Origin of the sequence: uncultured Helicobacter sp., from assembly GCF_947367035.1 — a bacterium.
Classification (GTDB): domain Bacteria; phylum Campylobacterota; class Campylobacteria; order Campylobacterales; family Helicobacteraceae; genus Helicobacter_D.
The window spans coordinates 49,361-73,768 of sequence record NZ_CANBCA010000007.1 but is presented as its reverse complement, the minus strand read 5'-3'; the positions used below and the strand labels follow the sequence as shown (position 1 = coordinate 73,768).

Below are 24,408 nucleotides of genomic sequence, written 5' to 3'. Positions count from 1 at the left end.
TATAACTATTTGCAATGCCGATAAAGGGTTTATTGAAATCTTCATCTTTTAGCCCTGTGGCACGCAATAAACTTCTATAAGGGGCTTTTTGATAGCCCTTTTTCACAATATCACTTCGCATAAATCTCCTTTAAAAAGTGTATTTTAACAAGATTTCATTTAGTAATCCTTTTAAGAAATAGAATCTGCTACATCATTAAGTAGCTTTGATTCGGATTCTTCAAGGCTGATAAGCATTTTGTGATTGTATCGGATATTTATTGTAATGGAAGCATTCAAGAGGCTTTGGATTCTCTGCGGGTCTTTCTCCCTTTGTGTTAGCCGCTTCAATCTCGCCTCTTGGCTTACTTGAGCAAGGATTAAAATATCAGCAAAATCTAAGCGGTTTACACTTGCGCCAATACAAAAAACAAGTTTCACATAAAAAGGGAGGAATTTAAAAAAAGCTCGCAATTATCAATTATTTGCGGGGGGGGGGGATTTTAGCTTTGGACGAGCAATAAAGAGATTAAGGCTCATTACATTGTCATCAATCACTGCGATTTGATAAGGCTTAAAATTGCCAAAGCCTTTCTTTCTTATTTTACCACCAAGTGTGCTTTTGCCACTGCCGCAAGCCCCACAAATTGCAATTTTGATTTTGCCCTCAGGGGATTTTGATAGAATCTCTATGCAGAGCGCATTGAGTTTTTCATAAAATTCTGTCATTTTAACTCCTTGAATCCTTGATTCTTAAACTATTACCCACGACAAGCAAGGAACTAAGCGACATAGAGAGTGCTGCAATCAATGGAATCACAAAACCCGCCATTGCAAGTGGAATGGTGAGCGCATTATACAAGAGAGAGAGCCACAGATTTTGCAAAATAAAGTGATAAGTGCGCTTCCCAAGCCTAAAAGATTCTAATACGCCTTGCATACTATCATCTAGCACAACCACATCACTCACGCTAATGGCTAAATCTATGCCCCCACCCATTGCGATTGCAATATCGCTTTTGCCAAGTGCAATGGAATCGTTAATGCCGTCCCCCGCCATCACAACGATTTTACCCTGTTTGTGCAGCTTGTCTATGAAATTTGCTTTATCTAGGGGACTTTGTGAGGCATAATATTCTGTGATTCCAACTTCCAGCGCGATACTTTGACAGACTCCCGCATTATCACCGCTTAAAAGTATGCAGGTAATTCCTTCTTGCTGTAATGTTGCAATCGTCCCTTTTGCATCCTCTTTCAGTGTGTCTTGCAGGGTGAATTCTGCTAGAATCTTAGTATTTTTTGCAAAATAAAAGACACTCTGCGTATTTTTCAAAGGGCTTGGAATCTCCACATCGTGTTCTTGCAAAAGTGCCAAATTTCCGCCAAAATAAATATCTCCTTGCATCTCTGCCTTGATTCCGCGCGCATTGATTTGTAGCATAGAATCCAAAGAAATTGTAGTTTGTGTGCTAATTTGCCCCGTTTGCCCAATAAACTCTAGCACTGCTTTGCTAATGGGGTGGGCGTTTTGCGTGAGCATAGAATATAGGATTCCACCCTCTTTAGAATCTAGTGTGTTGTTTGGGTTAAAGTAGCGCACATTTAAAACTTTAAGCTCACCCTTTGTTAATGTCCCTGTTTTATCTAAAACGAGAGTGTCCGCTTTTGCAATGGTTTCTAAAAAACGCGCCTCTTTAAAGAGGATTCTATATTTCAAGGCTTCGCCAAGCCCTATTAAAGAGGCAATGGGTGTTGCAAGAGCGAGTGCGCAAGGACAAGCAATGATTATCACAGAAATCATCACCATTAAAGAGCGTTCAAAAGAGGCGTTTAGCAGATATTCCCAAGCCAAAAAAGTCCCAAAAGCAAGGGAGAGAATCACAAGCGAGAAGTAGCGCGAGATACGATTCGCCGCTTCTTGAATCTTGGGACGCGCATTGAGGGAGTTTTCCACCAAACCTACAATCTTCATCATCAAAGAATCTTTGAAAACCTTGCTGATTTGATAATTAAAGGGGCAATTTAGAGCCAAAGAGCCAGAATAAATGGAATCTCCCGCATTTTTGATTTGCGGCAAGGATTCCCCGCTCATCGCGCTTTCATCGCAAAGGGCTTCTGCACTTAGCAAAATCCCATCTAGCGCAACGCGTTCCCCTGGTCGCACTTGCACAATATCCCCTATGCACACAGATTCTATGGCGGTTTCTTGGAAGTCTTGTGCTAGGCTAGAATCCTTAGCTCCTTTGGATTCCGCGTTTTGTGAAGTTTGTAGCACCCGCACACTTAGGGGCATTTGTGCATTGAGTTTGTCTAGGCTATCCACCGCACTTTTTTTGCCCCGCACCTCTAGGAATTTGCCAATTAGCACAAAAGTAATAATCATCGCAACAGATTCAAAATAGGTTTCACCACCTTTGAAACTCGCATAAATAGAATAAAGATAAGCTAAACTTGCCCCGCTAATAACTAGCAAATCCATATTAGGCGTTCTAAACTTTAGTGCAGCCCAAGCACCACGCCAAAAAATGATTCCGCTAAAAAACAGCACGGGAGTAGAGAGTGCGAATCCTGCAAAGTTTAAAATGTTGCGCATTTCATCAGAGATTCCGCTAAAATATCCTGCGTATTGCGCTACGGCAATCCACATAATATTCATCACACAAAAGATTCCAACCACCATTTTAATGTAATAATCACGTTTTTCTTTGTTTGCATAAGCCTCCTGCAAACGTGGGTCATAAGCGTGTGCATTGTAACCGATTTGCCGAATCTTTTGAATAATCTCGGAGATTTTAATCCGCTTAGGGTTATAAAGAATTGTGGCTTTATTGTTTGTATAGTTGATATTGACTTCCACGATTCCACTTGTTTGGGTGAGGATTTTTTCATTCAGCCAAACACAGGCAATGCAATGGATTTTTTCTAAAATAAGGGAGATTTCACACAAATCCTCTTTGATGCTCACATAACGTTCAAAAAAGGGAGTGGAATCAAAGGAATCCAAGCTTTCGTTTTCTAAAATTTGTGTTGTGGGTTCTAAGGTATTGTTGCCTAATTTGTTATAAAAATCTTCTAAACCCTTGCTATTTAAGAGTTTATAAACTCCCTCGCAACCTTTGCAGCAAAAGTATTTTTCCTCTTTGCCAATTTTGGTTTTGATGAGTACCTTTTCGTCAAACTCTAAATGGCAGTGGTTGCAGATGTGTTTCATAGAATCTCTAAAATATAAAAGGCAATAGGCTTAACGAAGAGATAAAAAGTAAGCCTAGATTGATTTGTTTCCAATTTCTTTGTGCAATTAAAAGTAATAAATAGATTAAAAATCCTGCACTTAATCCAATCGTGATAGAAGTTGTTAAAGGCATAAGCAAAATAACAAAAAAACTCGCAATGGCTGAAGCGGTATCACTAAAATCAATGTGTGCAATCTCTAAAAACATTGCTACACCAACAACAACCAAAATCGGATAAATTGCAAAGGAGGGAATGCTTAAAAAAAGTGGTAGCATAAAGAGCGTAAGACAGAAAAATAAGGCAACAAATACTGCAGTTAGCCCACTTCTACCTCCAGCTTCTACACCACTTGCAGATTCTAAAAAGCTTGTAGTAGTGGAAGTGCCAAATAAGCTTCCTATAGTAGTAGCTAGTGCATCTACTTGAAGCGTTTTTTCTAATGAAGTGTTGTGAGGAATATTTTTGTCGTTTAATTCTTGAAATAAGTTAGCTTTAATTCCAACACCAGAGAGGGTGCCTAGAGAGTCAAATAAATCTGTAATCATCAAGGTCAAAATGATAGGAATAAAAGCAGATTTTAAAATGCTCACAAGTTCTAGCCTCAAAGCAACAGGTGCGATTGAAGCAGGGGAGGAGAGGAATTGTGTAGGAGATTGGATTAACCCAAATAGGAATCCTATTATACTAAGACTTAAGATTCCTAAAATAAATGCACCTTTAATTTTTAAAAGATATAAAACAAGGATAAACAAAATGCCAAGTGTGCCTAATAGCGTAGAAATATTGCTTAAATCTCCTAAGAGTAAATTGTCATTTTGTAAAACAAAGAATCCTAGACCCTTTAGTCCAATGCTTGCAAGAAATGCTCCAAGCCCTACACAGAGTGCAAAACGCAAATTCTTAGGGATAGATTTTAAAATCCATATTCTAAAATTGCTAAAAGAGATAATGGTAAAAAGAATGCCTGAAAGAAATACAATTCCCAATGCTTGTTGCCAAGCAATTCCAGCACCTTGCACAATGTCATAGGAAAAATAAGCATTTAATCCCATACCCACACTCATTGCAATGGGCATATTAGCATACAATCCACACGCTAAAGTGGATAGAATCGTAACCAATGTGATAGCTGTAATAAGCGCATCTTTTGGCATTCCCGCGTGAGAGAGAATTTCAGCAGAAACAGGAATCACATAGAGCATTGATAAAAAAATCGTCCAACCAGCTATAAATTCTGTTTTTATGTTGGTCTGTTTGGTTTGGAGTTGAAAGAATCTTTCAATCCAATTTGAAACATTAGTTTGTTGGGAAGCCCCTTGTTTCCTTGTTTGAAATTCTTTTTGTGCCATTGCTTGAATAGGGATTTATGCTTCGAATTGTTTTAGGAATTTCTTAAGATTTCTTGCTGCTTGACGAATCCTATTTTCATTTTCTATTAAAGCAATGCGGACGTAATTATCCCCGTGATTGCCAAAGCCAATGCCAGGACTAACAGCTATTTTTGCTTCTTGTAAGAGACATTTAGAAAATTCCATACTCCCTAAATGTTTGGCACATTTTGGAATCTCTGCCCAAATAAACATACTTGCTTTTGGTTTTTTCATCTCCCATCCTGCTGCACCAAAGCTATCAATTAGCACTTCCATACGATGTTCGTATTTGTTTGCGATTTCTTTCACACAAGTTTGGTCGCCATTTAAAGCAATTGTGGAGGCGATTTGAATCGGAGTATAGAGTCCATAATCTAACCAACTTTTAATCTTTTGTAGTGCGCCAACAAGCTTTTCATTGCCTACAACACAGCCAACCCTCCAACCTGCCATATTGTAGCTTTTAGAGAGCGTGTAACCCTCTACGGCAACATCTAACGCACCTTCTACTTCAAAGATAGAGGGTGCAACATATCCACCAAAGCTCAAATCTGCATAGGCAATGTCGTTAATAATATAAAATCGTTCTTGCTTAGCAAGTTGGATAAATCTTTCATAGAATCTTTTATAAACAACTACCGTAGTCGGATTATGTGGAAAATTGGTTACAACAAATTTTGGTTTAGGCATAGTATTTTTAAGAGATTTTTGCAAAGATTCAAAATAAGCATCTTCATTTAATTCATAATTTTCGTTCCACTTTAATCCAAAAGTTGCTACATTTGCGCCTGCCAAGATAAAGGCATAATAGTGAATGGGATAAGCGGGTTCTGCAACGATAGCAGTATCGCCCGGATTTGTGATAGCTTGGACTAAATGTACATAGCCTTCTTTAGAACCCATAGCGACACAGACTTGCGTATCAGGATTAAGAGAGATTCCATATTTACGTTTATAAGTCTCTGCAATCGCAAGACGAAGTTTATAAATCCCCTTACTTGCAGAGTAGCCGTGATTTTTTGGTTTATGTGCCGCTTCGCATAGTTTATCAATGATATGCTCTGGAGTTGCTCCATCGGGATTTCCCATACTAAAATCAATCACATCTTCGCCCTCTTGGCGCATTTTTAACTTGATTTCATTGATTGCAGCAAAAACATATTTTGGTAATCTTTTAATTTTTTCAAATTCAATTTCTTCAAACATTCTCTCTCCTTTTATTTTAAGGTTACATCTAAACCATTTTTCGTTGTAATAGATAGGAAAGTATCCGTGATTTTTACAAACATTGCACCCTTTGGAATCTCTTTTTGAATTATTTGTAAGGTTTTTTGACTGCTTGTAATTTCTAAGATGTTTAAATTTTTATCAAAAAAGATGAGTTTAGGATACCATAGGATTCCATTACTAGATTTGACTTCTAAGCGATTTCCTTTGTTGATTTGATACCAATATTCACCCTTTAAATTTGCTTTGTGATTGGTTTGATTAGGTATTAATTGTGTAGCTTTTGGGTATTGAAAAGAAGTATTTGTAATCGTGTAATTCCACTGATAAATGCTACTGCGTTCAATGTTTTGGACTTTGTAACCATAGTCATATAATTTTTCTTGTAATAGTGTAGGGTCAATCGCGTATTCTGTATTCATAGAGAGGATAAATTTGAATTGTTTTTCCTCTAGCACACTTTCTTTAAGCAGAAAATAATAATATCCCATTTCATTGAGTATATTATATAATACACTCGTAAAAGTCGTCGGATTTTCTTGAATATTGAAAGCCACTTCAAGTTCTCTTGGTTGTTTGAAAGTTAGTTTTAATAATCCGTTTTGTTTAAGTGTTTTAGAAATTTTATATAGATCTGGCTGTCCTTTGCTATCTAAAAAGTATCCTTGATTGCTAAAAAGCCGTTGGATAAATTTCTGATTCATTTGATATTCTTGCACACCTAAAAGTTGCACGACTTTATAATCAATAGGATTTTGTAATTCAGGAGTTTGTGCATAAACACTACTAGCAAATAAACTAATGACTAACCATTTATAAACGATTCTTACCACCCTAATCCTTTGGTGTATTGATTGTATTGTGCCAATGTAATTTCACTAAAGTTTCCTGCCTCATCTACCATAAAAAGCATTTTTTCTGCTTGGTTATAATTGGTCAGTTTCTCATCACTATTTAAATCAAGCATTCCGTGTCCTGTAATAATAGTTTGCGGACGCGTTAAGTCTATTTCTAAAGGAGTGTTTGTTAAAAGTGAGGTTTTTTTGCGTGTATCTAAATAAACGATTCCAATCCATACATTTGAGTGTGGGATAATTTCTAATTTTTGTTTTGCTATAGTTGGAGTAGTATTTTCAAGTTGTTCTGTTTGTGTGATTTGTGTAGAATTTTGCTCTTCACTTTTTACTTGAGAATTTATAGGAGCAGACGCAGACGCATCTAAAGAGTTGTTTGTTGGTAGTGATTCAGTGCTGATAAGTGTATTTGTTGTATTAGTCGTAGAATTATTTTCAACATTACTTTTTGCAGTAGAAGGAGTGGTTAGGGATTCTATCTGCACAGATTCTTGTGTCGTTGCGGTATCCTCCGTTTTAGTGGAGTTTAAGAAATTGGTATAAGCATAGAATCCAACACCTAAAAATATAATGATAATTGCTCCAACAAAAATATATTGTTTAGATGCATCTTGTTTTGTCATTTCGTGTGTAATTTTAAAATTAATGACTGTTTCTAGATTTTCTGTGTCTAGCTCTTGATGGTTGCTGTAAAACTCATTGTATTCTTCTTGCCACTTTTGTAAATCTACATTATATTCTCGTTCTAAGATTTTTATCAACCCAATTGTAGTCGTATGGTCTTTAAGTTCTGCAAAATTAAAATCTAATATACATTGAACTTTATTTAATGCCATATGAGTATGTTTTGAAATTTCTCTTGCGCCGATATTTTTTAATTTTTCAATTGCTTCCATTGATGATCCTATCTATTAAAATTGCACCTGCTACACTAACATTAAGAGAATCAAATTCTCTTTTTTGTGAAATTGTTAAATTTTTATCCATTTTCTTTAAAATTTTGTTGCTTAAACCCTCTCCCTCATTGCCCAAAAATAATGCTTTTTTGCCACTGTGTGCTTGCGTTAGATGAATACCTTTTTGGCTTGTTCCATAAAGAGTAAATTGAGCTAACTTTAGCTCATTGGCAACATCTAGTGCATTATGCACGATAGCAAAGGGCATATCTAGCATTGCTCCTGCACTTGCACGTAAAGCCCCTTCTTGTTTGAATTCCTTTAAACCACAAATTACGATTCCATCTACCCCTAGCACATAGCTACTACGAAAGAGTGCTCCAAGATTCCCTATATCATTAATGCCACAAAGCACCAACACAAATTGCATTGTTTTGATATGATGAATCTCTAATGGCACAAGTGGAGAAATCTCTAGCAAATAACCTTGATGATTCCCGCCTTTTGCCATTGCTTGTGCTTTTTTGGAATCTACACGAAGTAAGGGAACACCGAGTTTTGCAAAAGCATTAAATTCCCTTTTATCAATCTCTTTTGCAAGGTAAATGGTTTGTATTTTTTCACTATGTTTTAAAAGAACAAGTTTAGCAATCTGCTTCCCATAAACAATCATTGATTTTATCCTATTTTTTCTTAAAATTTTCGTTTATTTTGTCAATAGTTCATAATATTCGCTTGCACTTCCACCTTTTAATTTTGCTAAAATCTTGGCTTTGATTTTGGGGGGAATCTCTAAGCTTAATAACATTTCTTGTGTTAGCACTTTTTCTTCTAGCTTAGCAGGTATTGGAGATACAACAATAACCCATTCGCCTTTGAGCAATGCGGAATCTTTAGAATAACATTGTGTCAAGGATTCTTGAATTTGTAAAAGAGTGCCTTTGAAAGTTCGTTGATGCTTTTTGGTAAGTTCTTTTGCGATAAATGCCATTCGAGTTGAATCAGTTTGTATCATTAATTCTAAAGTTTTTAATAATCTATGTGTAGATTCATACAAGATAACAGGATAAGGACTTTTAAAGGCTTGATGTAAATAAGCTAAACGTTCTTTAATTTTATGTGGTGGGAATCCTAAAAAGCTAAATTCTTTTTCTACGATTCCACTAAATGCGACAGCTAGAGTTACTGCGCTCACTCCTCCTAAAACTTCATAGGGCAAATTATGGGATTGTAAATATCGGACAAGTTCTACGCCCGGGTCGCTAATGCAAGGCATTCCCGCATCACTTAAAAAGCCAATATTTTGGTCAAAAAACTCTGGTGTAATTTGGTTTAAAAATTGTGATTGATTGTGCGTGTGAAACGCGAGATATTGATAATTTTTAGGATTCAAGAGATTGCGTTCAAAAAGAAGCGTGATTAGCTTTTTACTCACTCTTGTATCTTCGCATAAAAGGACTTCGCATTGCTTTAAGGTCTCTAATGTGCGGAGTGTAATGTCTTGTAGGTTACCAATAGGGGTGGGTAGAAAAGTAACCATATCCTAATCAAAGTTTATTTTAGATTGTATCTTTGCTTGAACTTCTCAACTCTCCCTGCAGTATCTACAACTTTGTCAGAGCCTGTATAAAAAGGGTGGCAAAACGATGAAATATCAATTCTTAGTGTGGGTTTTGTGCTTAAGACTTCTATTTCTTTACCACTTGTAACGCAAGTTACTTTGCAAGGGACATATTCTGGGTGAATTCCTTTTTTCATAATCATAATAGCCTTTTAAATAAAATAGAACGCGAATTATACCTAAAAAATACTAATATTAAACATAAATTGTAAAAATATTTAGCATATTTTTGTTAATATCCATAAAAATTTTAGTGAAATTAAAAATTGGAGCAAAAATGATTACACCACGCACTTTAAGTGGGTTTAAAGACCGCTTACCTAAAGAAGCCTATGCGAAATCAAAGATGTTAAAAAGTATTGTGGAATCTTTTGAAAAATTTGGTTTTTCTCCCATTGAAACCCCGCATTTGGAATATGCAGAGATTCTCAAAAAGCAAGGGAGCGAAGAAATCCAAAAAGAAATGTATCATTTCCTTGACCACGGAGGACGCGAGGTAGCTTTAAGGTTTGATTTAACCGTGCCTTTGGCGCGTTTTATTTCGCAATATAAAAATGAACTGGGTTTACCTTTTAAGCGGTATTGTATTGGCAATGTGTTTCGTGGAGAGAGAGCGCAAAAGGGTCGTTATAGGGAATTTACACAATGTGATTTTGATTTTATTGGCACACAGAGCATAGGAGCAGATGCAGAAATTGTGCAAGTGATTTATCGGACTTTGCTTTCTTTAGGTGTAGAACATTTCACAATTCATCTAAATCATCGTAAAATCTTTAATGGTTTAATGGAATCTTTAGGGGCGCAATCACAAACAATTGAGACCTTAAGAATCCTTGATAAGATTGATAAAATTGGACGAGAAAACGTATGTGAGGAGTTACAAACCAAAACTACCTTAAAAACTGAGAATATTACAATGCTTTTAGATTTTATCGCACAAAAGCAAACAGGAAATACCTTAGAATTTTTGGCTCAATTAGAATCTTATAAGGCGATGAATGCAACTTTAAAGCAAGGTATTAGTGAGCTCGAAAGACTTTGCAGATTACTTAGCTTGCTGCTTCCACAAGAATTTTATCAAATTAATCTTTCTATTGCGCGTGGGCTTGGGTATTATACCGGAATCATTTATGAAACGACATTGGATGATCTGCCCACATTGGGTTCAGTTTGTTCGGGCGGTCGTTATGATGATTTGACGCAAAACTTTTCTAAAGATTCTTTAAGCGGTGTAGGTGCAAGTATCGGGCTAGATAGAATGCTTGCTGGGCTAGAGGAGCTTGGGCTTATACAAACGCGTGCAAATGTGGCAGACGTCTTAATGATTCCGCTCCAAAGTTTAGAATATGGCTATCTTGCCGCACAAAATTTGCGGAATCTTGGCTTAAAAATTGAAGTGTATCCGGAAATCGTGAAACCTAAGAAATCCTTTGCGTATGCGAATGCTAAAGGCTACAAATATGTGATTGTGCTAGGAGAGGAGGAGGAAGCGCAAAAGACTTATACGCTCAAAAATATGGAAAGCGGGGAGCAAAAAAATCATTTGAGTTTGGAATCCCTCGTGGAGTGTTTGCGGATTGTAGAATAATCTGTGTCCTTGCGAGATTCCGCAAGGAATCGTGGCAATCTATAATTTTGCACTTTCTTAAAAAATTCCATTGCAAAATTTAATTTATGCCTAATTATAGATTGCTTCGTCATTCGTTTCACTCATTCCTCGCAAGGACAAAAACCAAAGCAACAAATCCCATTTAAGTTTTATCCTACAATTACCGAATATTAATGCTATAATCAAAGAATCTTTATAAAGTAAAAACAAGGATGAATTGGCTATGAAAAAGGCTTGTTTGGCTGTATTTTGTGTATAGGATTGGCATTGGGTTTAAGCGCAGGAGAGATAAATTTACCCAAAAATGCTAAAATTGGTAAAACTTTGGAGGGCAAAGCACTCCAAGAAGTGTTACAAAAAGTAGCAAATAGCAAAAAAGGGGGGGGTAGAGAAAAATATTTCAAAAGCAATTACCGCTTTGCCACTAGACCTTTTTACTTTTAATCCAGATACAGATATTTTGGTAGAGGTTACAGATTCTAGTGGTTCGCAGATTTTGTATTATTTGGCTGCAAAAAAGGATACACAAGCCTTTTGTTTCCCAAAAGTTGCAGAGAATAGAGGAAATGGTTGGATTCTGCCTCTAGCAGGTAGTAGAGAATGGGAAGATATAGCAAATGCTTACAATGGGATTTTTAAAGGAGACAATACAGGGGGACCAAGAACTGCAACCAATAGTGCGGGAATGTGGATATATGTGACTTCTTACAAAGATTTCGCAAATCGTGTCATTTTTTCACGTAATTATAGCGGGAATGGACCGATTAGGACAGACTACTTTCACGCAGTGATTAATGCAGATGGCACATTGCAGATTACTTCAGCAATAACAGACTATTCAGTTGATAGAGTTTATACCACAAAACCTTATCCGCTCAATGAATGGGTGTATATCCAAGCATTTCAACAAGCAAATCTCTATACAATAGGCTGGAAAACCGTTGTCGATGAGGAGAGAAAATCTAAGACTTTTACAAGAAATGTAGATTTGGAGGGGGTAAATTTTAATAATATCTTTAAGAATGATAACATAAGTCCAAATTCTTGCTTTCCTGTGAAAGAATTTTTTTGGCAGCCCAGCATTTTATGTTTGAGCTTATGAATAACTATAATGCAAAATCTAAACTCATAAGACAAAACCGACAAAATGTTTTTGGATTGGATACAGAGTTAGTGAATAATATCAATGCCGTTATAATGGAACAACCATCATTTTTGGCAGAGGATTCTTTCGTTGTGTATGCGGGTAGTAATGATATTGTAATAGACATTAGAAGCACAATAGGACTTTAAATGTATTTAGGGAAAGTAAATGATTCAAAGTATTTATTCGCAAATGCAAACTCCAATGAGGCACTAGCAATAAAAAATAAATTAAGCCTTGAGGGTAAAGTAGAGCTAGATGAAAATGGAAAGCCAAAAATTATCAATGGAAAATTTCAGTGGAATGCGGAATATACGAAGGAGTTAAGAGCTTCCGCGAACAATTCTGCAACTAATTTTATAATGGCTAATGCTAGTTTTCAGAGCTTTAATAATCGTAATATTGTTAATTTTACAAATCTAGCAGGTAAGAATGTGTGGATCTCTCAAGGCAGTCAATACGCCTTTAGAATGAACAATTCTATGCTTGAAAGAAACAATGGTGCTTACTATACAGGCAGCGATTATGTGCAAATGAATGCACTTGCGGAATCTACGAAGCTAAAAACTGCAATAGGAGAGGCGGAAGTTTTCTTAGATATGCTAGGCGATAACGATTCCTTAGGCGTAGGAGATGTGGGGAAGCTTGGGAATCTCTTTAACTTTGATAGCAATAATGATGGATTCTTGGATAAAGAGGACGAGCTATTCTCTAAGCTAAAAATCCGCGTGGATAATGGCAATGGCGAAGTAAGAATCGCAAAATTAAGTGATGTGGTTAGCAGAATAGATTTGTATGATTCCATTAAAGGCTATGACAAAAGTATAATGTATGATGGGCTAACTCTAGCACAAATCAAAAAATATCGTGCAAACTATCACTTTAATAAGATTCCAGAGGATAAAAAGCTAAATCCTTATGTAGATATACGTGCATTTAGAGGGCAAGAAATGAGCTTATTCCCGCCTGAGCAGCATTATAAAGAGATATAAAAAGGACATTAGAGATATGTTTGAAGCCTACGCCGATAGTGAGGGCTGGATAAATCTAAAGGATAAGGAAGTTAATGAAGCCCTCTTTGCAAGTGGGGAGTTTATCACAAATTCCGCTTATAAAAAGACAAATCTAGCAGGAGTGGAGGTGCTAGAGGAATTTAAGGTGGTAGATAGGCTAGATAATGGCTCAAGACCATCGTCTTTTTATAGTGGGAATATTCGTGAGTTTGAGGAGAAGTGGAATCACATTTACGGTAAGAATCGCCCAAGCTATGAGGAGCAGTATAAAGAGGCTTTTGCGAAGTTGTATGATGAATATTATGAGGCGAAAAATAGCTTTATGGACGCAAAAGAGAATCTGCTTAATAATGAGCTAGTAGATAGCGAGATAAAGGAGAAAGTAGAATCGCTAGAGGAATCTACTCAAATGAGTACCATAAGGCAAAAGTTTCATAGTATTGTTGGAATAGAGTTTAACGAGGAGCGGCTAGAGAGAATCAAAAATGCACTTGATGACCCAATTTTAAGCAAGGAAGTTGCAGCAGCTATGCAAGATGCAGAAGCTGTAACTTCTATGCGACTTGAGAAAGATGGCAGGATTCTACTTTGCTTTGAATAATGAGACTGGTGAGCTGTATATTACCAAAAGGGGCGATAGAGCTGCACTTAGCCTAGAGGCGAGAAGCAAAAGTGATGAGGAACTAAGCAAAATAGACTTTAGCGAATATGGAATCCAGCAAGGAGATGACATAGTGAGCTTAAGGGATATAGGTGCGGAAATGGTTAGGAGGATGGTTAATGAAAATGGGAGGTTTTTGGGGTTTGCCATTAAGCTATCAGGAGATAGGCAGGAAATGGTAGCAGAGAATCTCTATAATCTTTACACGATAGACCATTTAAACAAAACACAAAGCTTTACACTAGAGGTGTAAGGTATGATGACTGCTGATAAAATTTAAGATTTATATTATTGGAGTTTTAAAAGCATTCAAGATTCCATAAAGAATCTTGAAGTTTGGAATCATTTAAGCGTGGAGAGATTGGATGTAAGATTTTACAGAATTTAAGCCCTCTGCTTTTGCGCCTGCAAATACTTTAGAGACAAATTCCCAATTAATATGACTGAAAAACTTTTCCAAATACGCAGGACGCGCGTTTCTATGGTCAATGTAATAAGCGTGTTCCCACACATCTACGACAAGCACAGGAATTAAGCCCTCTGTTACAGGGGTTTGCGCGTTGCTTGCTTGTTTGATTTCTAGTTTTTTTGAAGTTGGGTTATAGACTACCCAGCACCAACCCGAGCCAAAGAGCGTAGTAGCGGCATTTAAAAAGGTTTCTTTAAACTTTTCTAGCCCACCAAAACTTGCTTGGATAGCTTCTTCTAGTTCCGCGCTTTTACTGCTTGTATTTGGGCTAACGCAATCCCAATAAAAGTCATGGTTATACACTTGTGCAGCATTATTAAACACGCCTCCTTGTGATTTTGTGAGAATCTCAAATAAGCCTTTACTTTCAAATTCCGTTCCCTTAATCAAATTATTTAGATTGTTGATGTAGGTTTGGTGGTGTTTGCCGTGATGATATTCGCAGGTTTCTTTACTAATAAAACCTGTAATCTCGGTAAATGGTAATGTGCGTAATTTAAACATAATTAATCCTTAAAATAAATTAAAACATAAAGTTTTGAGATAAGATTCTAACATAATTAAAATAAAATTATCCTCTAATCTTTCCTTGAAATCTTAAAGAAAAATTTTGTAAAATTGCTTCATTTTGTTTCATAATAAGGATTAGCAATGGCTATTGTTTTACAAATTGGAGCAGGCGGTGTAGGGGGCGTTGTCGCGCACAAAATGGCGCAAAATCGCGAAGTGTTTTCACGCATTATTTTAGCTTCGCGCACACTTAGTAAGTGTAAGGCAATCGCAGATTCTATCCGCGCTAAGGGTTTAGGCGAAATTGAGATTGATGAAGTTGATGCGGATAATGTGGAATCCCTTGTGGCTTTGATTAATAAATACCGCCCAAAGCTTGTGGTGAATGTCGCGCTTCCCTATCAGGACTTGAGCATTATGGAGGCGTGTTTGCGCACAAAGACGCATTATTTAGACACTGCAAACTATGAACACCCCGATTCTGCGCATTTTGAGTATAAAGAGCAGTGGGCGTATGACACGCGCTACAAAGAAGCGGGGATTTACGCACTGCTTGGCAGTGGCTTTGACCCGGGCGTTACAAATGTCTTTTGTGCGTATGCGCAGAAGCATTATTTTGATGAGATTCATAGCATTGATATTTTGGATTGCAACGCAGGAGACCACGGATACGCGTTTGCGACCAACTTTAATCCCGAGATAAACTTGCGTGAAGTCAGCTCTAAAGCTCGATTTTGGGTGAAAGATTCTCAAAGTCAATATGCACAAAACTTTGACCTCTCGCGTGATAGCATTTATCGCAAATTTGAGGCTAAAGAGAAGCATTTTAAATTGGAATCTAACACGCAGGATTTGAAAAATGAGCCATATTTTAATGGTGAGTGGCGCGATATTCCACCCCTTGCGCTAATGAAAGAGTGGGATTATCCCGAAGTGGGTGTGAAAAACAGCTATTTGCTTTATCACGAGGAGCTAGAATCGCTTGTGCGTAATATTAGGGGCTTAAAAAGAATCCGCTTTTTTATGACTTTTGGCGAGAGTTACCTCACGCATATGAAGTGCTTGGAGAATGTTGGGCTTTTGCGCGTGGATTCTGTGGAACACAAGGGGCAAAAAATCGTGCCAATAGAAGTGTTAAAGACACTTTTGCCCGACCCTGCAAGTCTAGCTTCGCGCACAAAGGGCAAGACAAATATTGGTTGTTACATTAAGGGTGTGAAAGAGGGCAAGGAGCGCACGATTTATATTTATAATGTGTGCGAACACGAGAAGTGCTACGCTGAAGTCAATGCACAAGGTGTGAGCTATACCACAGGTGTGCCTGCGATGATTGGGGCAAAGCTAATATGTGAGGGCAAATGGGGCGTAGGCGCAAATTCGGTTTGTAGCGACTTTTTGAGGAGTGCATCGGACACTTCATTGCGGAGTATGTCTAATACACCTCATTCGCTTACCTCGCACAACCCCAAAAATTCATCTACAACCCTAGAATTTGCGGATTTAAAGGAATCTTACAATGCCGAGCGTTTGGAGGCAAACAAGGATATGCCAAAAGGAGGTGAAGCACAAGGTGTGGATTCTAAAAGCGGTGCGGGTGTGTGGAATATGGAGCAAAACGACCCCGACCCCTTTATGCGTGAGCTAAACAAGCAAGGGCTTCCTTATGTGGTGCTTGAAATTGAGTCTAATGGAGAGGCAAAAGTGCTAGAAGATGGGAGAGGGTGAAAAGCATCGCGAATAGTATAAGGGGGGGTATTTTATTTCAAAGTGTAAAATTGATAGATTGAGTGGCTTGTATCTTCGGTAAAATGGTAGTTTGCTCTTTAAAATACTTTGATTTAAAGTGAAGTCTTTTTAAAATACCCTATCACACGCCCTCTCATTCTATGGGTTCATAAGTTTTATTATCAGTAAAAAGCTTCAATCTTGGTTGCTTTTGTAAGCATTTAACATATAGCTCGTCCTCAATACGAGTAATACATATTTGTCCATCATTGACGCTGCCTAATTGCACTAAAAGGTAGCAACTTTCAGGCAAAGTTGGAGACATAGAATTACCTTTCCCTATAATAATAGTAAATTATTGAAAGATATAATGCCAAAATATTGGCGTAAAAAGGATTTGGGGAAGTTTAGCTGTTCGGCTTTTTGCTTCATTATATGCCCCGCTTCCTGCACTCATTCTTACATCTTCATAAAAAGGATAGAGATAATATCATCGTTTAAGGTTTGGAGGAAGATTTCAGATTGGGAGTCAATAAATACTCTATCACAAAATCACAAATCTCAATCACAAAGCTTGAATAAAAGCACTTATAAGCAACTTTTAGCTAAGATTCCGCCACAATTTAACAAATGCAAACCTACTTTGTCAAGGATTCTTTATGCAAGCAAATAATGTCCAAATTTTAGTGCTAGATTTTGGCTCTCAATACACACAGCTCATCGCAAGGCGACTGCGTGAATATGGCGTTTATACCGAGATTGTCCCTTACTTTGAAAAACTAGATTCTATTAAGAGCAAAAATCCTAAGGGCATTATCCTAAGTGGAGGACCTGCAAGCGTGTATGAAAAAGACGCTTATAAGCCTGATAGTGCGATTTTCACGCTTGGGATTCCCATTCTTGGCATCTGCTATGGTATGCAGCTCATCGCCCAACATTTTGGCGGACGCGTCATCAAGGCGGACGCGCAAGAATTTGGCAAGGCGGTGCTAGAGATTATGGAATCTTCTCAAGATTCTAAAGATTCATCTTGTTTTGCATTTCAAGGTGCTTCTCAAGGCATACAAGCACCAATGACGCTCTCTTTTGATATTTTTTCTCATCGCAAGTTTCCTCAAATGCTCACAGCCTTGCTTGATTTATGGGAAGATTCTGTGCAAGCAAGCCATATTTTTTTAACTAAGCAACACATTGCAGAGATTAGACTAGAAGTCAAAGCGGCATTGCAAAGCTCCCAAAACATCATCACTGCGACAGATAAAAAGGACTTTTTGGGCTTTGTTGGTGTGGAAAAGAATAAGATTGAAATGCTTTTTGTCGCATCAAGTGCTTTTAGAAAAGGTATAGGCAAAGCACTACTCAAAGAAGCATTAGAGCGATATTTGAAAGACTATCCTTGCATTTTAGTAGATTGCAATGAACAAAACACGCAAGGTTTGGCATTTTATAAGTCTTTGGGCTTTGAAAAAGTAGGAATGAGCGAAAAAGATTCCGCAGGGAGAGACTTCCCCATCGTGCATTTAAAGGTGAGCAAAGCGATATTAAAAAAAGCACTTGAAAGAGAAACTAGCGATTCTCTGGCAAATGCTTTTGTGTGCGAGAGTGAGCGCGTCTTTTTGCGCCCTTACACGCAGGCAGATTTTGCGGCATTGCATAAAATTGTGAGCGATAAGCAAACAATGTATGCGTGGGGGCAGGGCTTTAGCAAAAAGCAGAGCCAAGAATGGCTGGATAAGCAATTAGCGCATTATCAACAATATGGCTTTGGAATCTGCGCGATTATAGAGAAGCAAAGCGGCGCAATTATCGGCAATGCGGGGCTAAATCATACGGAGATAAGTCTAAAGGGCAAAACTCAAAAAATTGTAGAAATCGGCTATCTTTTGCACCGCGATTTTTGGGGAAAAGGCTATGGAAGCGAAGTGGCTAGAATGTGCGTAAAATATGGCTTTGAAACTTTGGGATTGGAGGAAGTGTATTGTCTCATCAAAGAGGATAATACCGCTTCAATCAAGGTAGCAAAAAGGCTTGAAATGCAAAAAGTGGGGGAATATCCTAAACCTTATAAGGGCAAAAAAATCAGTCATCTTGTCTTTAGGCTTGAAAAAAAAGTATGGCAAGAATTAGAAAATAGCACCACGCAAGGTTTTAAATCTTGCTCACTTTTTAAAGGCATAAAGCAAGATTCTATCGTGTGGATGAGCCACGCGGACAAGGTAGAATCTATCCCGCAAGGATTTAGAGAGCTTGCAAAGTCTGGAAATACGCATTATTGCGCGATTGCGGATTCTAAGCGCAAGATTTATGCCCTGCAGTTTCACCCTGAAGTTGTGCATAGTGAATGTGGTGGGCAAATGTTGCAAAACTTTGCAGTAGGGATTTGCGGCGCGGATACATCTTGGAATATGCGTCATTTCGCGCAAAATGAGATTGAAAAATTGCGCCGTATCGTCTGTGGAAGTGAGATTGTGCATTGTGAAAATCCTATGAGTTTTATGCAGATTCAAGAAGCCTTTAAGCACATTGGCAAAGCACAAACCATACAAAGACTTATTGAAATCTGGGAGGAAGGTGCAAGGGCTACACACAAAGATTTAAGCGAAAATGAAATTGCGGGTATGAGAGAGGAAATACGGGAGGCTATATTAAAATCTAAAAATTTACTTATAGCGCAAAAAAATGAAGAATGGTTAGGTTTTATTGAGATAGAAAAAAATGAAATTGCAATGCTTTTTGTCGCTCCAAAAGCCTTTAGAAAGGGTGTGGGCAAGGCACTGCTCAAAGAGGCATTTATGCGGTATTTAGGTGCATTTGAAGTGATAAAGGTTAATAGTCTTGAGTGGGCTTTAGGATTCTATCAGGCTTTGGGGTTTGCAAAAACAGGAAAAAAGCCTATCCCTGCGGGGAGTGCTGGTGCATTTTCACCCGAACTTATCCCTCTAAGCATTGCGCGTGAGAGTTTGCAAAAGTCTTTGGGGCTTGAGGCGCAAGATTCAAATGAGGGTGTGCGTGAAAAGGTGCGTTGCGCTTGGGCTACCGATAAGGACGAGGCGGCGCGTAAGCTCTATGAGGACTACCACGACACAGAGTGGGGCGAACCACTGCACGAGGATAAAAAGCTCTTTGAACATCTTGTGCTAGAGGGCTTTCAAGCGGGACTTTCTTGGATTACGATTCTTAAAAAACGCGAGGCTTTTAGGGTGGCATTTGATGACTTTGACCCTCACATTGTAGCCAACTATGATGAGGACAAAATCAAAGAGCTAATGCGAAATGAGGGGATTATTAGGAATCGTGCCAAAATAGAAGCAGCGATTATCAATGCTAAGGCATTTATGGCGGTGCAAAGGGAGTTTGGGAGCTTTGATAAATATATTTGGGGCTTTGTGGGAGGTAAGCCGATTATCAATGCCTTTGAAAGCATTGCGGATTTACCCGCTTCCACGCCGCTATCGGATAAAATCGCTAAGGATTTGAAAAAGCGCGGGTTTAAGTTTGTCGGCACTACGACTATGTATGCGATGATGCAGAGTATTGGAATGGTGAATGACCATCTTACCTCGTGCTTTAAGCGCAATTCATCTTTGGGTATGCAATGCGATAAGATTTTGGATTTTTCGCAGGGCACGAACACTAAGTCCGCTAACCTTACAAAAAATCCAAAAAACTTACACAGCCACACCGCAAATACTAGAATTGTGGATTCTCAACATACAGAATCTAGCGACATTAAAGGGCAAAGTCATTTAGAATCTAGTGCAGATTCAGGTTCGGCAGTATCTTTGAGGGATTTTAAGAGTTGTGAAGGTGCGACACGAGGGAGTTACCTTGAGGGTGATGACAGAAGTGGAGTAGCAAACTCTCTTAAAATCACCAAAGAGACAACGAGTAAAGTGTTGTGTGCGGTGAGTGGTGGGGTAGATAGCTCCGTTGTCGCTGCACTTTTATATCGCGCCATTGGGGAGAATCTTATTCCAGTGTTTGTTGATACCGGACTTTTGCGCAAAGGCGAGAGAGAGGCAGTGGAGAAAATGTTTAAAGAAAATCTCAAAGTGCCCCTGATTACTGCGGACGCAAGTGAGTTATTTTTAAGCCGCCTTAAGGGTGTGCTTGACCCCGAGATTAAGCGTAAAATTATCGGCGAGACTTTCATTGAAGTGTTTGAAAAAGAGGCGAAAAAGCATAATACAAAAGGTGAGATAAAGTTCCTCGCGCAAGGCACACTCTACCCTGATGTGATAGAATCTGTGAGTGTGAAGGGTCCCTCTAAGACGATAAAGTCTCATCATAATGTCGGTGGGTTACCTGAATGGATGAAGTTTGAGCTGATTGAGCCATTACGAGAGCTATTTAAGGACGAAGTAAGGGCATTAGGGCGAGAGCTTGGAATGCCTGAATCTATGCTAATGCGCCACCCATTCCCCGGACCCGGGCTAGCCATTCGCATTATGGGAGAGGTGAATAAGGCAGATTTGGATTTGCTGCGTGAGGCGGATTCTATCTTTATAGACGAGCTACACAAACAAAGCTATTATGATAAGGTATGGCAGGCGTTTTGTGTGCTGCTCAATGTGCGGAGTGTGGGTGTAATGGGCGATAATCGCACTTATGATAATACGATTTGTGTGCGAGCGGTGGAAGCGATTGATGGAATGACTGCAACTTTTGCGCATTTACCCCACGATTTTTTAGAGGGCGTGAGTAATAGAATCATCAACGAAGTAGAGGGCATTAACCGCGTGGTGTATGATATCACAAGCAAACCGCCGGGCACGATTGAGTGGGAGTGAATACTAACAGAATTCAAAAAGGAGTAAAATGACTTATAAAGAATTGATTGTAGAGGCTTTAAAACAGACAAAAGAGCCTTTGACAAGTGAGCAAATTTGGTTAAAGGCTTGTGAAATTGGGCTTGGTAAAAAGCTTTCAAGCGTTGGAAAAACGCCTATTAAAACTATTGAGGCTAGGATTTATACAAGCATTAAAAGAAAAGAAAATCACTTCATATTCGCTTACAAAAAGCCTACAACTTTTTGGCTCAAGGCTAGAGAGGGTGAATTAGCTCATTTAAAAATTAATGATGCATTGGCAGATGAAAAAGACAAACAAGAAAAGAATCCATTTCACGAAAGGGATTTGCACCCCTTACTTGTAAAATTTCTCTATGAAAATTCTAATTTTAATCTCCAATGCAAAACTATTTACCACGAAAAAAGCAGAAAAGCAGCAATGGGTAAAGACAAATGGAATTACCCTGATATTGTAGGCGCGTATTTTCCTTATGATGATTACAACAAAGAGACTTTGACACTTTTGCATAATATAGGGCAAAATAGTTACAAATTTTTTTCATTTGAGCTTAAAATCAGTCTTGATTTTTCAAATTTAAAAGAAAGTTATTTTCAAGCCGTGAGTAATTGTAGCTGGGCAAATGAAGGATACTTGGTAGTTTTTAAAGAAATTGATGATGAAGTTTTAAGTGAATTGAGGCGACTTAATCAAAACTTTGGTATAGGGGTGATAAAACTTGAGTGTGACATTTTAGACTCTAAAATTTTGCTTAGTTCCAAAGAAAGAGAGCTTGACATACAAACACTAAATATGCTTTTAGAAAAAAATAGTGATTTTAAAACTTTTATTGAAGATATAAACAAACAAATCAAAGCAGGGTTTGATACAGAAATAAAAGCAAAATTTGATAAAGTTTTTGATGATGAAGAAATGCAAAAATATCTTAAAGAAAAATACATTGGAGTAGGTTAAATGGGAGTGAGGAGCATAAATGATAATACAAACATATTTAGATAGAATCTAGATAATTAACAAGGGAGTTTTGCATATCTAATTCTATTGTGTATCAAAAGGATATAAAAGGAAATGTGGATTAATGAAGGTTAGATATATTTTGTTGCGATGGAATTTAATAAGGCTTATAAAGAAATATATCAGAGTGCCATTAATAATGTCATCAATAGAATTCAGGGCGAAAATAATTTATTAAAATTTGAGCTTATACCTAATTATGGAGCAAAATTCTGATGTTAATATTCCTGATAAAATTTTTAATAAGGATATAATAGAATCAAATATTGTGATAGTGGATATAAGCACAAATAGTGTAAAGAATATGGCTACGCAAAAGGCTTAAATAAGTATATTATTTTAACCTATTCTCAAAAATGGAAGAATGAAATGCTTAAAGAATTTGAGGGTATTTCTAATGGCAAAAAACATTTAAATAAACTAAAAAAGGATTTAGAACAAAAGGTTTTTGATGCGAAAGTTAATCACTGCCCATCGTGGAACGAAAAGAATAAGCTAGAGGAAATACTAGAGAGGGAAATAAAAGAATATTTAAGAGTGAGTTTTTCATAAAAATTTCCAATTAATTTAGATAAATTTAATCTTGAGGGTTATGGTAAAAATATCGCAGTGCTAGATTTTGATTTAAAAACCTTTAGGGATAAAGAAAAAATGAGGAGCAAATCACTAGAATCTTAGAGAGTTTTATTTTGTGCAATAAAAGAGCAAAGCGGAATTGTATTTTTAAAAGAATTGCAAAATTATACAAAATCCAGCCTTGCAGAGATACTTAAAATCCTCATTTTAAATTTTAAAATTCTTACCATTTTTTGCTATACTTCATCTTTGATTTAATGGAGAAATGATGATAAAAATTTATGATAGTAAGTTGAAAGAAAAAGTCGTTTTTGAACCGATTAATCCTAATGAAGTGCGAATGTATGTGTGTGGTCCAACGGTATATGATGATTCACATTTAGGACACGCAAGAAGCGCAATTGTATTTGATTTGTGGCGTAAGCTTTTGCGTGAATATGGCTATAAAGTGATTTTTGCTAAAAACTTCACCGATATTGATGATAAAATTATCAATAAATCCCTACAAACCGGTTTGAGTGTGGAAGTTATCACGCAAACCTATACACAAAAATACCTTGAAGAAATGGAATCTTTAGGCGTGGAAAGGGCAAATATTGAACCAAAAGCTACCCAAAGCCTTCCAAGCATTTGTGCGATGATACAGATACTGCTAGATAAAGGTTTTGCCTATAAAACGCAAAATGGTGATGTGTATTTATCTGTTAGCAAAGATGCGCATTATGGTAGTTTAAGTGGTAGAATCGCAGAAGCAGAGAGCGTAAGTAGAATCCAAAACAATGAGCAAAAACACGATGTGAAAGATTTTACTTTATGGAAAAGCTATAAAGGTGTGGGTGATGTGGGTTATGAATCTCCCTTTGGCAAGGGGCGTCCGGGCTGGCATATTGAATGTAGTGCAATGATTCAGGAGCATTTAGCGGTATCAGGTGAGTATGCAATTGATATTCACGGAGGTGGTGCAGATTTGATTTTTCCACATCATGAAAATGAAGTAGCCCAAACGCGTTGCGCACACGGGCAAGCTTTGGCAAAATATTGGATTCATAATGGGTTTGTAACAATTAATGGTGAAAAAATGGCAAAGTCTTTGGGGAATAGCTTTTTTATCAAAGATGCTTTGAAAAATTATGATGGAGAGATTTTGCGATTCTATCTCTTAAGTACTCATTATCGTGCGGGATTAAATTTTGCCGAAGAAGATTTGCTTGCAAGTAAGAAACGACTAGATAGAATCTATCGACTCAAAAAACGACTTGCACAGGTTCAAGCCTCGCATAATGCGGAATCTCAAGGAGTGCAAGATTCTTTTAAAAAGGAGTTTTTAGGGGCTTTAAGTGATGATTTGAATATTTCTAAAGCCTTAAGTGTTCTTGATGAATTAATTGCAAATGCAAATGAAATGTTGGATAAAAAACAAAAAAATAAAATTCCACAAATACAGACAAATCTTACGCTTGTTGCAAGAGTATTGGGAGTAGGCATTAAGGATTCTTTAGAATACTTTAAGCTTGGAGTAAGCGAAAAAAGACGCGCAGAGATTGAAGCACTCCTTGCAAAACGTGCAGAATACAAAAGCGTAAAGGATTTTCAAAATGCGGATAAAATTCGTGAAGATTTGCGTTTGGAGGGGATTGAGATAATGGACACACCTAGCGGGTGCGAATGGGAGAAAATATAGAATCGCAGAAGTTTGC

The 24,408-nt window shown here is 37.5% G+C and carries 24 protein-coding genes; 12 read left to right on the top strand and 12 right to left on the bottom strand.

All coding sequences use genetic code 11. The features are described 5' to 3' along the window. Positions 1–171 precede the first annotated feature (171 nt). Genes Q0Y61_RS03815 through rpmE form a run of 10 tightly spaced genes read right to left on the bottom strand, consistent with a single transcriptional unit; the run spans position 172 to position 9,318 of the window. On the bottom strand, positions 172–453 hold the full coding sequence (locus Q0Y61_RS03815; protein WP_297811612.1) for a hypothetical protein: 282 nt from the start codon (positions 451–453) through the stop codon (positions 172–174). Between the two features lie 3 nt (positions 454–456). After that, positions 457–708: a hypothetical protein gene (locus Q0Y61_RS03810; RefSeq protein ID WP_297811608.1), complete on the bottom strand. Its 252-nt coding sequence runs from the start codon at positions 706–708 to the stop codon at positions 457–459. Between the two features lies 1 nt (position 709). Beyond that, positions 710–3,190, bottom strand: a complete 2,481-nt coding sequence (locus Q0Y61_RS03805; RefSeq protein ID WP_297811605.1) for a heavy metal translocating P-type ATPase — start codon at positions 3,188–3,190, stop codon at positions 710–712. Between the two features lie 7 nt (positions 3,191–3,197). Beyond that, positions 3,198–4,562 carry an NCS2 family permease gene (locus tag Q0Y61_RS03800; protein ID WP_297811602.1) on the bottom strand — a complete coding sequence of 455 codons (1,365 nt, stop codon included), beginning with the start codon at positions 4,560–4,562 and terminating at the stop codon, positions 3,198–3,200. Positions 4,563–4,577: 15 nt separating this feature from the next. After that, a complete protein-coding gene (locus Q0Y61_RS03795) occupies positions 4,578–5,789 on the bottom strand; it encodes an LL-diaminopimelate aminotransferase (protein ID WP_297811599.1) in 1,212 nt (403 codons plus the stop codon). 11 nt (positions 5,790–5,800) lie between these two features. Next, positions 5,801–6,643, bottom strand: a complete 843-nt coding sequence (locus Q0Y61_RS03790) for a hypothetical protein (RefSeq protein WP_297811597.1) — start codon at positions 6,641–6,643, stop codon at positions 5,801–5,803. Continuing rightward, positions 6,637–7,560 carry a hypothetical protein gene (locus tag Q0Y61_RS03785; protein ID WP_297811594.1) on the bottom strand — a complete coding sequence of 308 codons (924 nt, stop codon included), beginning with the start codon at positions 7,558–7,560 and terminating at the stop codon, positions 6,637–6,639. Before Q0Y61_RS03785 ends, Q0Y61_RS03790 begins: the two co-directional genes overlap by 7 nt. Next, positions 7,547–8,233 carry a 23S rRNA (guanosine(2251)-2'-O)-methyltransferase RlmB gene (rlmB, locus tag Q0Y61_RS03780; protein WP_297811591.1) on the bottom strand — a complete coding sequence of 229 codons (687 nt, stop codon included), beginning with the start codon at positions 8,231–8,233 and terminating at the stop codon, positions 7,547–7,549. The genes Q0Y61_RS03785 and rlmB overlap by 14 nt, the downstream gene beginning before the upstream one ends. A gap of 33 nt (positions 8,234–8,266) precedes the next feature. Beyond that, positions 8,267–9,100 carry a 16S rRNA (cytidine(1402)-2'-O)-methyltransferase gene (rsmI, locus tag Q0Y61_RS03775; RefSeq protein WP_297811587.1) on the bottom strand — a complete coding sequence of 278 codons (834 nt, stop codon included), beginning with the start codon at positions 9,098–9,100 and terminating at the stop codon, positions 8,267–8,269. Positions 9,101–9,114: 14 nt separating this feature from the next. Next, positions 9,115–9,318, bottom strand: a complete 204-nt coding sequence (gene rpmE / locus Q0Y61_RS03770; RefSeq protein WP_115551142.1) for a 50S ribosomal protein L31 — start codon at positions 9,316–9,318, stop codon at positions 9,115–9,117. Between the two features lie 140 nt (positions 9,319–9,458). On the opposite strand from rpmE, the gene hisS reads away from it, so the two are divergent. The 7 genes from hisS (at position 9,459) to Q0Y61_RS03735 (ending at position 13,861) form a co-directional block, all read left to right on the top strand. Next, the gene (hisS, locus tag Q0Y61_RS03765) at positions 9,459–10,769 is read left to right on the top strand and encodes a histidine--tRNA ligase (protein WP_297811582.1); all 1,311 of its coding nucleotides are present in this window, start codon (positions 9,459–9,461) and stop codon (positions 10,767–10,769) included. Positions 10,770–11,057: 288 nt separating this feature from the next. Then, positions 11,058–11,234 (top strand): hypothetical protein, encoded by a 177-nt coding sequence (locus Q0Y61_RS03760; RefSeq protein ID WP_297811578.1) that lies wholly within the window; start codon positions 11,058–11,060, stop codon positions 11,232–11,234. Beyond that, positions 11,209–11,892 (top strand): hypothetical protein, encoded by a 684-nt coding sequence (locus Q0Y61_RS03755; protein WP_297811575.1) that lies wholly within the window; start codon positions 11,209–11,211, stop codon positions 11,890–11,892. Before Q0Y61_RS03760 ends, Q0Y61_RS03755 begins: the two co-directional genes overlap by 26 nt. After that, positions 11,859–12,083 carry a hypothetical protein gene (locus Q0Y61_RS03750; RefSeq protein ID WP_297811572.1) on the top strand — a complete coding sequence of 75 codons (225 nt, stop codon included), beginning with the start codon at positions 11,859–11,861 and terminating at the stop codon, positions 12,081–12,083. The genes Q0Y61_RS03755 and Q0Y61_RS03750 overlap by 34 nt, the downstream gene beginning before the upstream one ends. Beyond that, positions 12,084–12,926: a hypothetical protein gene (locus tag Q0Y61_RS03745; RefSeq protein ID WP_297811569.1), complete on the top strand. Its 843-nt coding sequence runs from the start codon at positions 12,084–12,086 to the stop codon at positions 12,924–12,926. Positions 12,927–12,942: 16 nt separating this feature from the next. Then, entirely contained in the window at positions 12,943–13,548 is a 606-nt protein-coding gene (locus Q0Y61_RS03740) for a hypothetical protein (RefSeq protein ID WP_297811566.1), read from the top strand. Next, on the top strand, positions 13,541–13,861 hold the full coding sequence (locus Q0Y61_RS03735; protein ID WP_297811564.1) for a hypothetical protein: 321 nt from the start codon (positions 13,541–13,543) through the stop codon (positions 13,859–13,861). Before Q0Y61_RS03740 ends, Q0Y61_RS03735 begins: the two co-directional genes overlap by 8 nt. 93 nt (positions 13,862–13,954) lie before the next feature. On the opposite strand, the gene Q0Y61_RS03730 is transcribed toward Q0Y61_RS03735, so the two are convergent. Beyond that, positions 13,955–14,581 carry a superoxide dismutase gene (locus Q0Y61_RS03730; RefSeq protein ID WP_297811561.1) on the bottom strand — a complete coding sequence of 209 codons (627 nt, stop codon included), beginning with the start codon at positions 14,579–14,581 and terminating at the stop codon, positions 13,955–13,957. A 147-nt stretch (positions 14,582–14,728) separates the two neighbouring features. Here Q0Y61_RS03730 and Q0Y61_RS03725 point away from each other — a divergent pair, with 147 nt between their 5' ends. Continuing rightward, positions 14,729–16,312, top strand: a complete 1,584-nt coding sequence (locus Q0Y61_RS03725) for a saccharopine dehydrogenase family protein (protein WP_297811558.1) — start codon at positions 14,729–14,731, stop codon at positions 16,310–16,312. A 154-nt stretch (positions 16,313–16,466) separates the two neighbouring features. Here Q0Y61_RS03725 and Q0Y61_RS03720 read toward each other — a convergent pair whose 3' ends face one another. After that, positions 16,467–16,637, bottom strand: coding sequence for a S24 family peptidase (locus tag Q0Y61_RS03720; protein WP_297811555.1), 171 nt, complete (start codon positions 16,635–16,637; stop codon positions 16,467–16,469). A gap of 334 nt (positions 16,638–16,971) precedes the next feature. Here Q0Y61_RS03720 and guaA point away from each other — a divergent pair, with 334 nt between their 5' ends. The 4 genes from guaA to cysS all read left to right on the top strand — a co-directional run bounded on the left by guaA (position 16,972) and on the right by cysS (position 24,392). Next, positions 16,972–21,102, top strand: a complete 4,131-nt coding sequence (gene guaA, locus Q0Y61_RS03715; RefSeq protein WP_297811551.1) for a glutamine-hydrolyzing GMP synthase — start codon at positions 16,972–16,974, stop codon at positions 21,100–21,102. A gap of 28 nt (positions 21,103–21,130) precedes the next feature. Further along, on the top strand, positions 21,131–22,075 hold the full coding sequence (locus Q0Y61_RS03710; RefSeq protein ID WP_297811547.1) for an HTH domain-containing protein: 945 nt from the start codon (positions 21,131–21,133) through the stop codon (positions 22,073–22,075). 429 nt (positions 22,076–22,504) lie between these two features. Continuing rightward, positions 22,505–22,687: a hypothetical protein gene (locus Q0Y61_RS03705; RefSeq protein ID WP_297811544.1), complete on the top strand. Its 183-nt coding sequence runs from the start codon at positions 22,505–22,507 to the stop codon at positions 22,685–22,687. Between the two features lie 295 nt (positions 22,688–22,982). Then, positions 22,983–24,392 (top strand): cysteine--tRNA ligase, encoded by a 1,410-nt coding sequence (cysS, locus tag Q0Y61_RS03700; protein WP_297811618.1) that lies wholly within the window; start codon positions 22,983–22,985, stop codon positions 24,390–24,392. Positions 24,393–24,408: the final 16 nt, after the last annotated feature.

Excerpts from the sequence above, each read along its gene's own strand:
- Q0Y61_RS03710 (WP_297811547.1), top strand. The coding sequence starts at position 21,131 with ATGACTTATAAAGAATTGATTGTAGAGGCTTTAAAACAGACAAAAGAG.
- rpmE (WP_115551142.1), bottom strand. The coding sequence starts at position 9,318 with ATGAAAAAAGGAATTCACCCAGAATATGTCCCTTGCAAAGTAACTTGC.
- Q0Y61_RS03740 (WP_297811566.1), top strand. The coding sequence starts at position 12,943 with ATGTTTGAAGCCTACGCCGATAGTGAGGGCTGGATAAATCTAAAGGAT.
- Q0Y61_RS03720 (WP_297811555.1), bottom strand. The coding sequence starts at position 16,637 with ATGTCTCCAACTTTGCCTGAAAGTTGCTACCTTTTAGTGCAATTAGGC.
- Q0Y61_RS03745 (WP_297811569.1), top strand. The coding sequence starts at position 12,084 with ATGTATTTAGGGAAAGTAAATGATTCAAAGTATTTATTCGCAAATGCA.
- Q0Y61_RS03805 (WP_297811605.1), bottom strand. The coding sequence starts at position 3,190 with ATGAAACACATCTGCAACCACTGCCATTTAGAGTTTGACGAAAAGGTA.
- Q0Y61_RS03800 (WP_297811602.1), bottom strand. The coding sequence starts at position 4,562 with ATGGCACAAAAAGAATTTCAAACAAGGAAACAAGGGGCTTCCCAACAA.
- guaA (WP_297811551.1), top strand. The coding sequence starts at position 16,972 with ATGCAAGCAAATAATGTCCAAATTTTAGTGCTAGATTTTGGCTCTCAA.
- rsmI (WP_297811587.1), bottom strand. The coding sequence starts at position 9,100 with ATGGTTACTTTTCTACCCACCCCTATTGGTAACCTACAAGACATTACA.
- Q0Y61_RS03785 (WP_297811594.1), bottom strand. The coding sequence starts at position 7,560 with ATGGAAGCAATTGAAAAATTAAAAAATATCGGCGCAAGAGAAATTTCA.
- Q0Y61_RS03705 (WP_297811544.1), top strand. The coding sequence starts at position 22,505 with ATGCTTAAAGAATTTGAGGGTATTTCTAATGGCAAAAAACATTTAAAT.
- hisS (WP_297811582.1), top strand. The coding sequence starts at position 9,459 with ATGATTACACCACGCACTTTAAGTGGGTTTAAAGACCGCTTACCTAAA.
- rlmB (WP_297811591.1), bottom strand. The coding sequence starts at position 8,233 with ATGATTGTTTATGGGAAGCAGATTGCTAAACTTGTTCTTTTAAAACAT.
- Q0Y61_RS03730 (WP_297811561.1), bottom strand. The coding sequence starts at position 14,581 with ATGTTTAAATTACGCACATTACCATTTACCGAGATTACAGGTTTTATT.
- Q0Y61_RS03795 (WP_297811599.1), bottom strand. The coding sequence starts at position 5,789 with ATGTTTGAAGAAATTGAATTTGAAAAAATTAAAAGATTACCAAAATAT.
- Q0Y61_RS03810 (WP_297811608.1), bottom strand. The coding sequence starts at position 708 with ATGACAGAATTTTATGAAAAACTCAATGCGCTCTGCATAGAGATTCTA.
- Q0Y61_RS03725 (WP_297811558.1), top strand. The coding sequence starts at position 14,729 with ATGGCTATTGTTTTACAAATTGGAGCAGGCGGTGTAGGGGGCGTTGTC.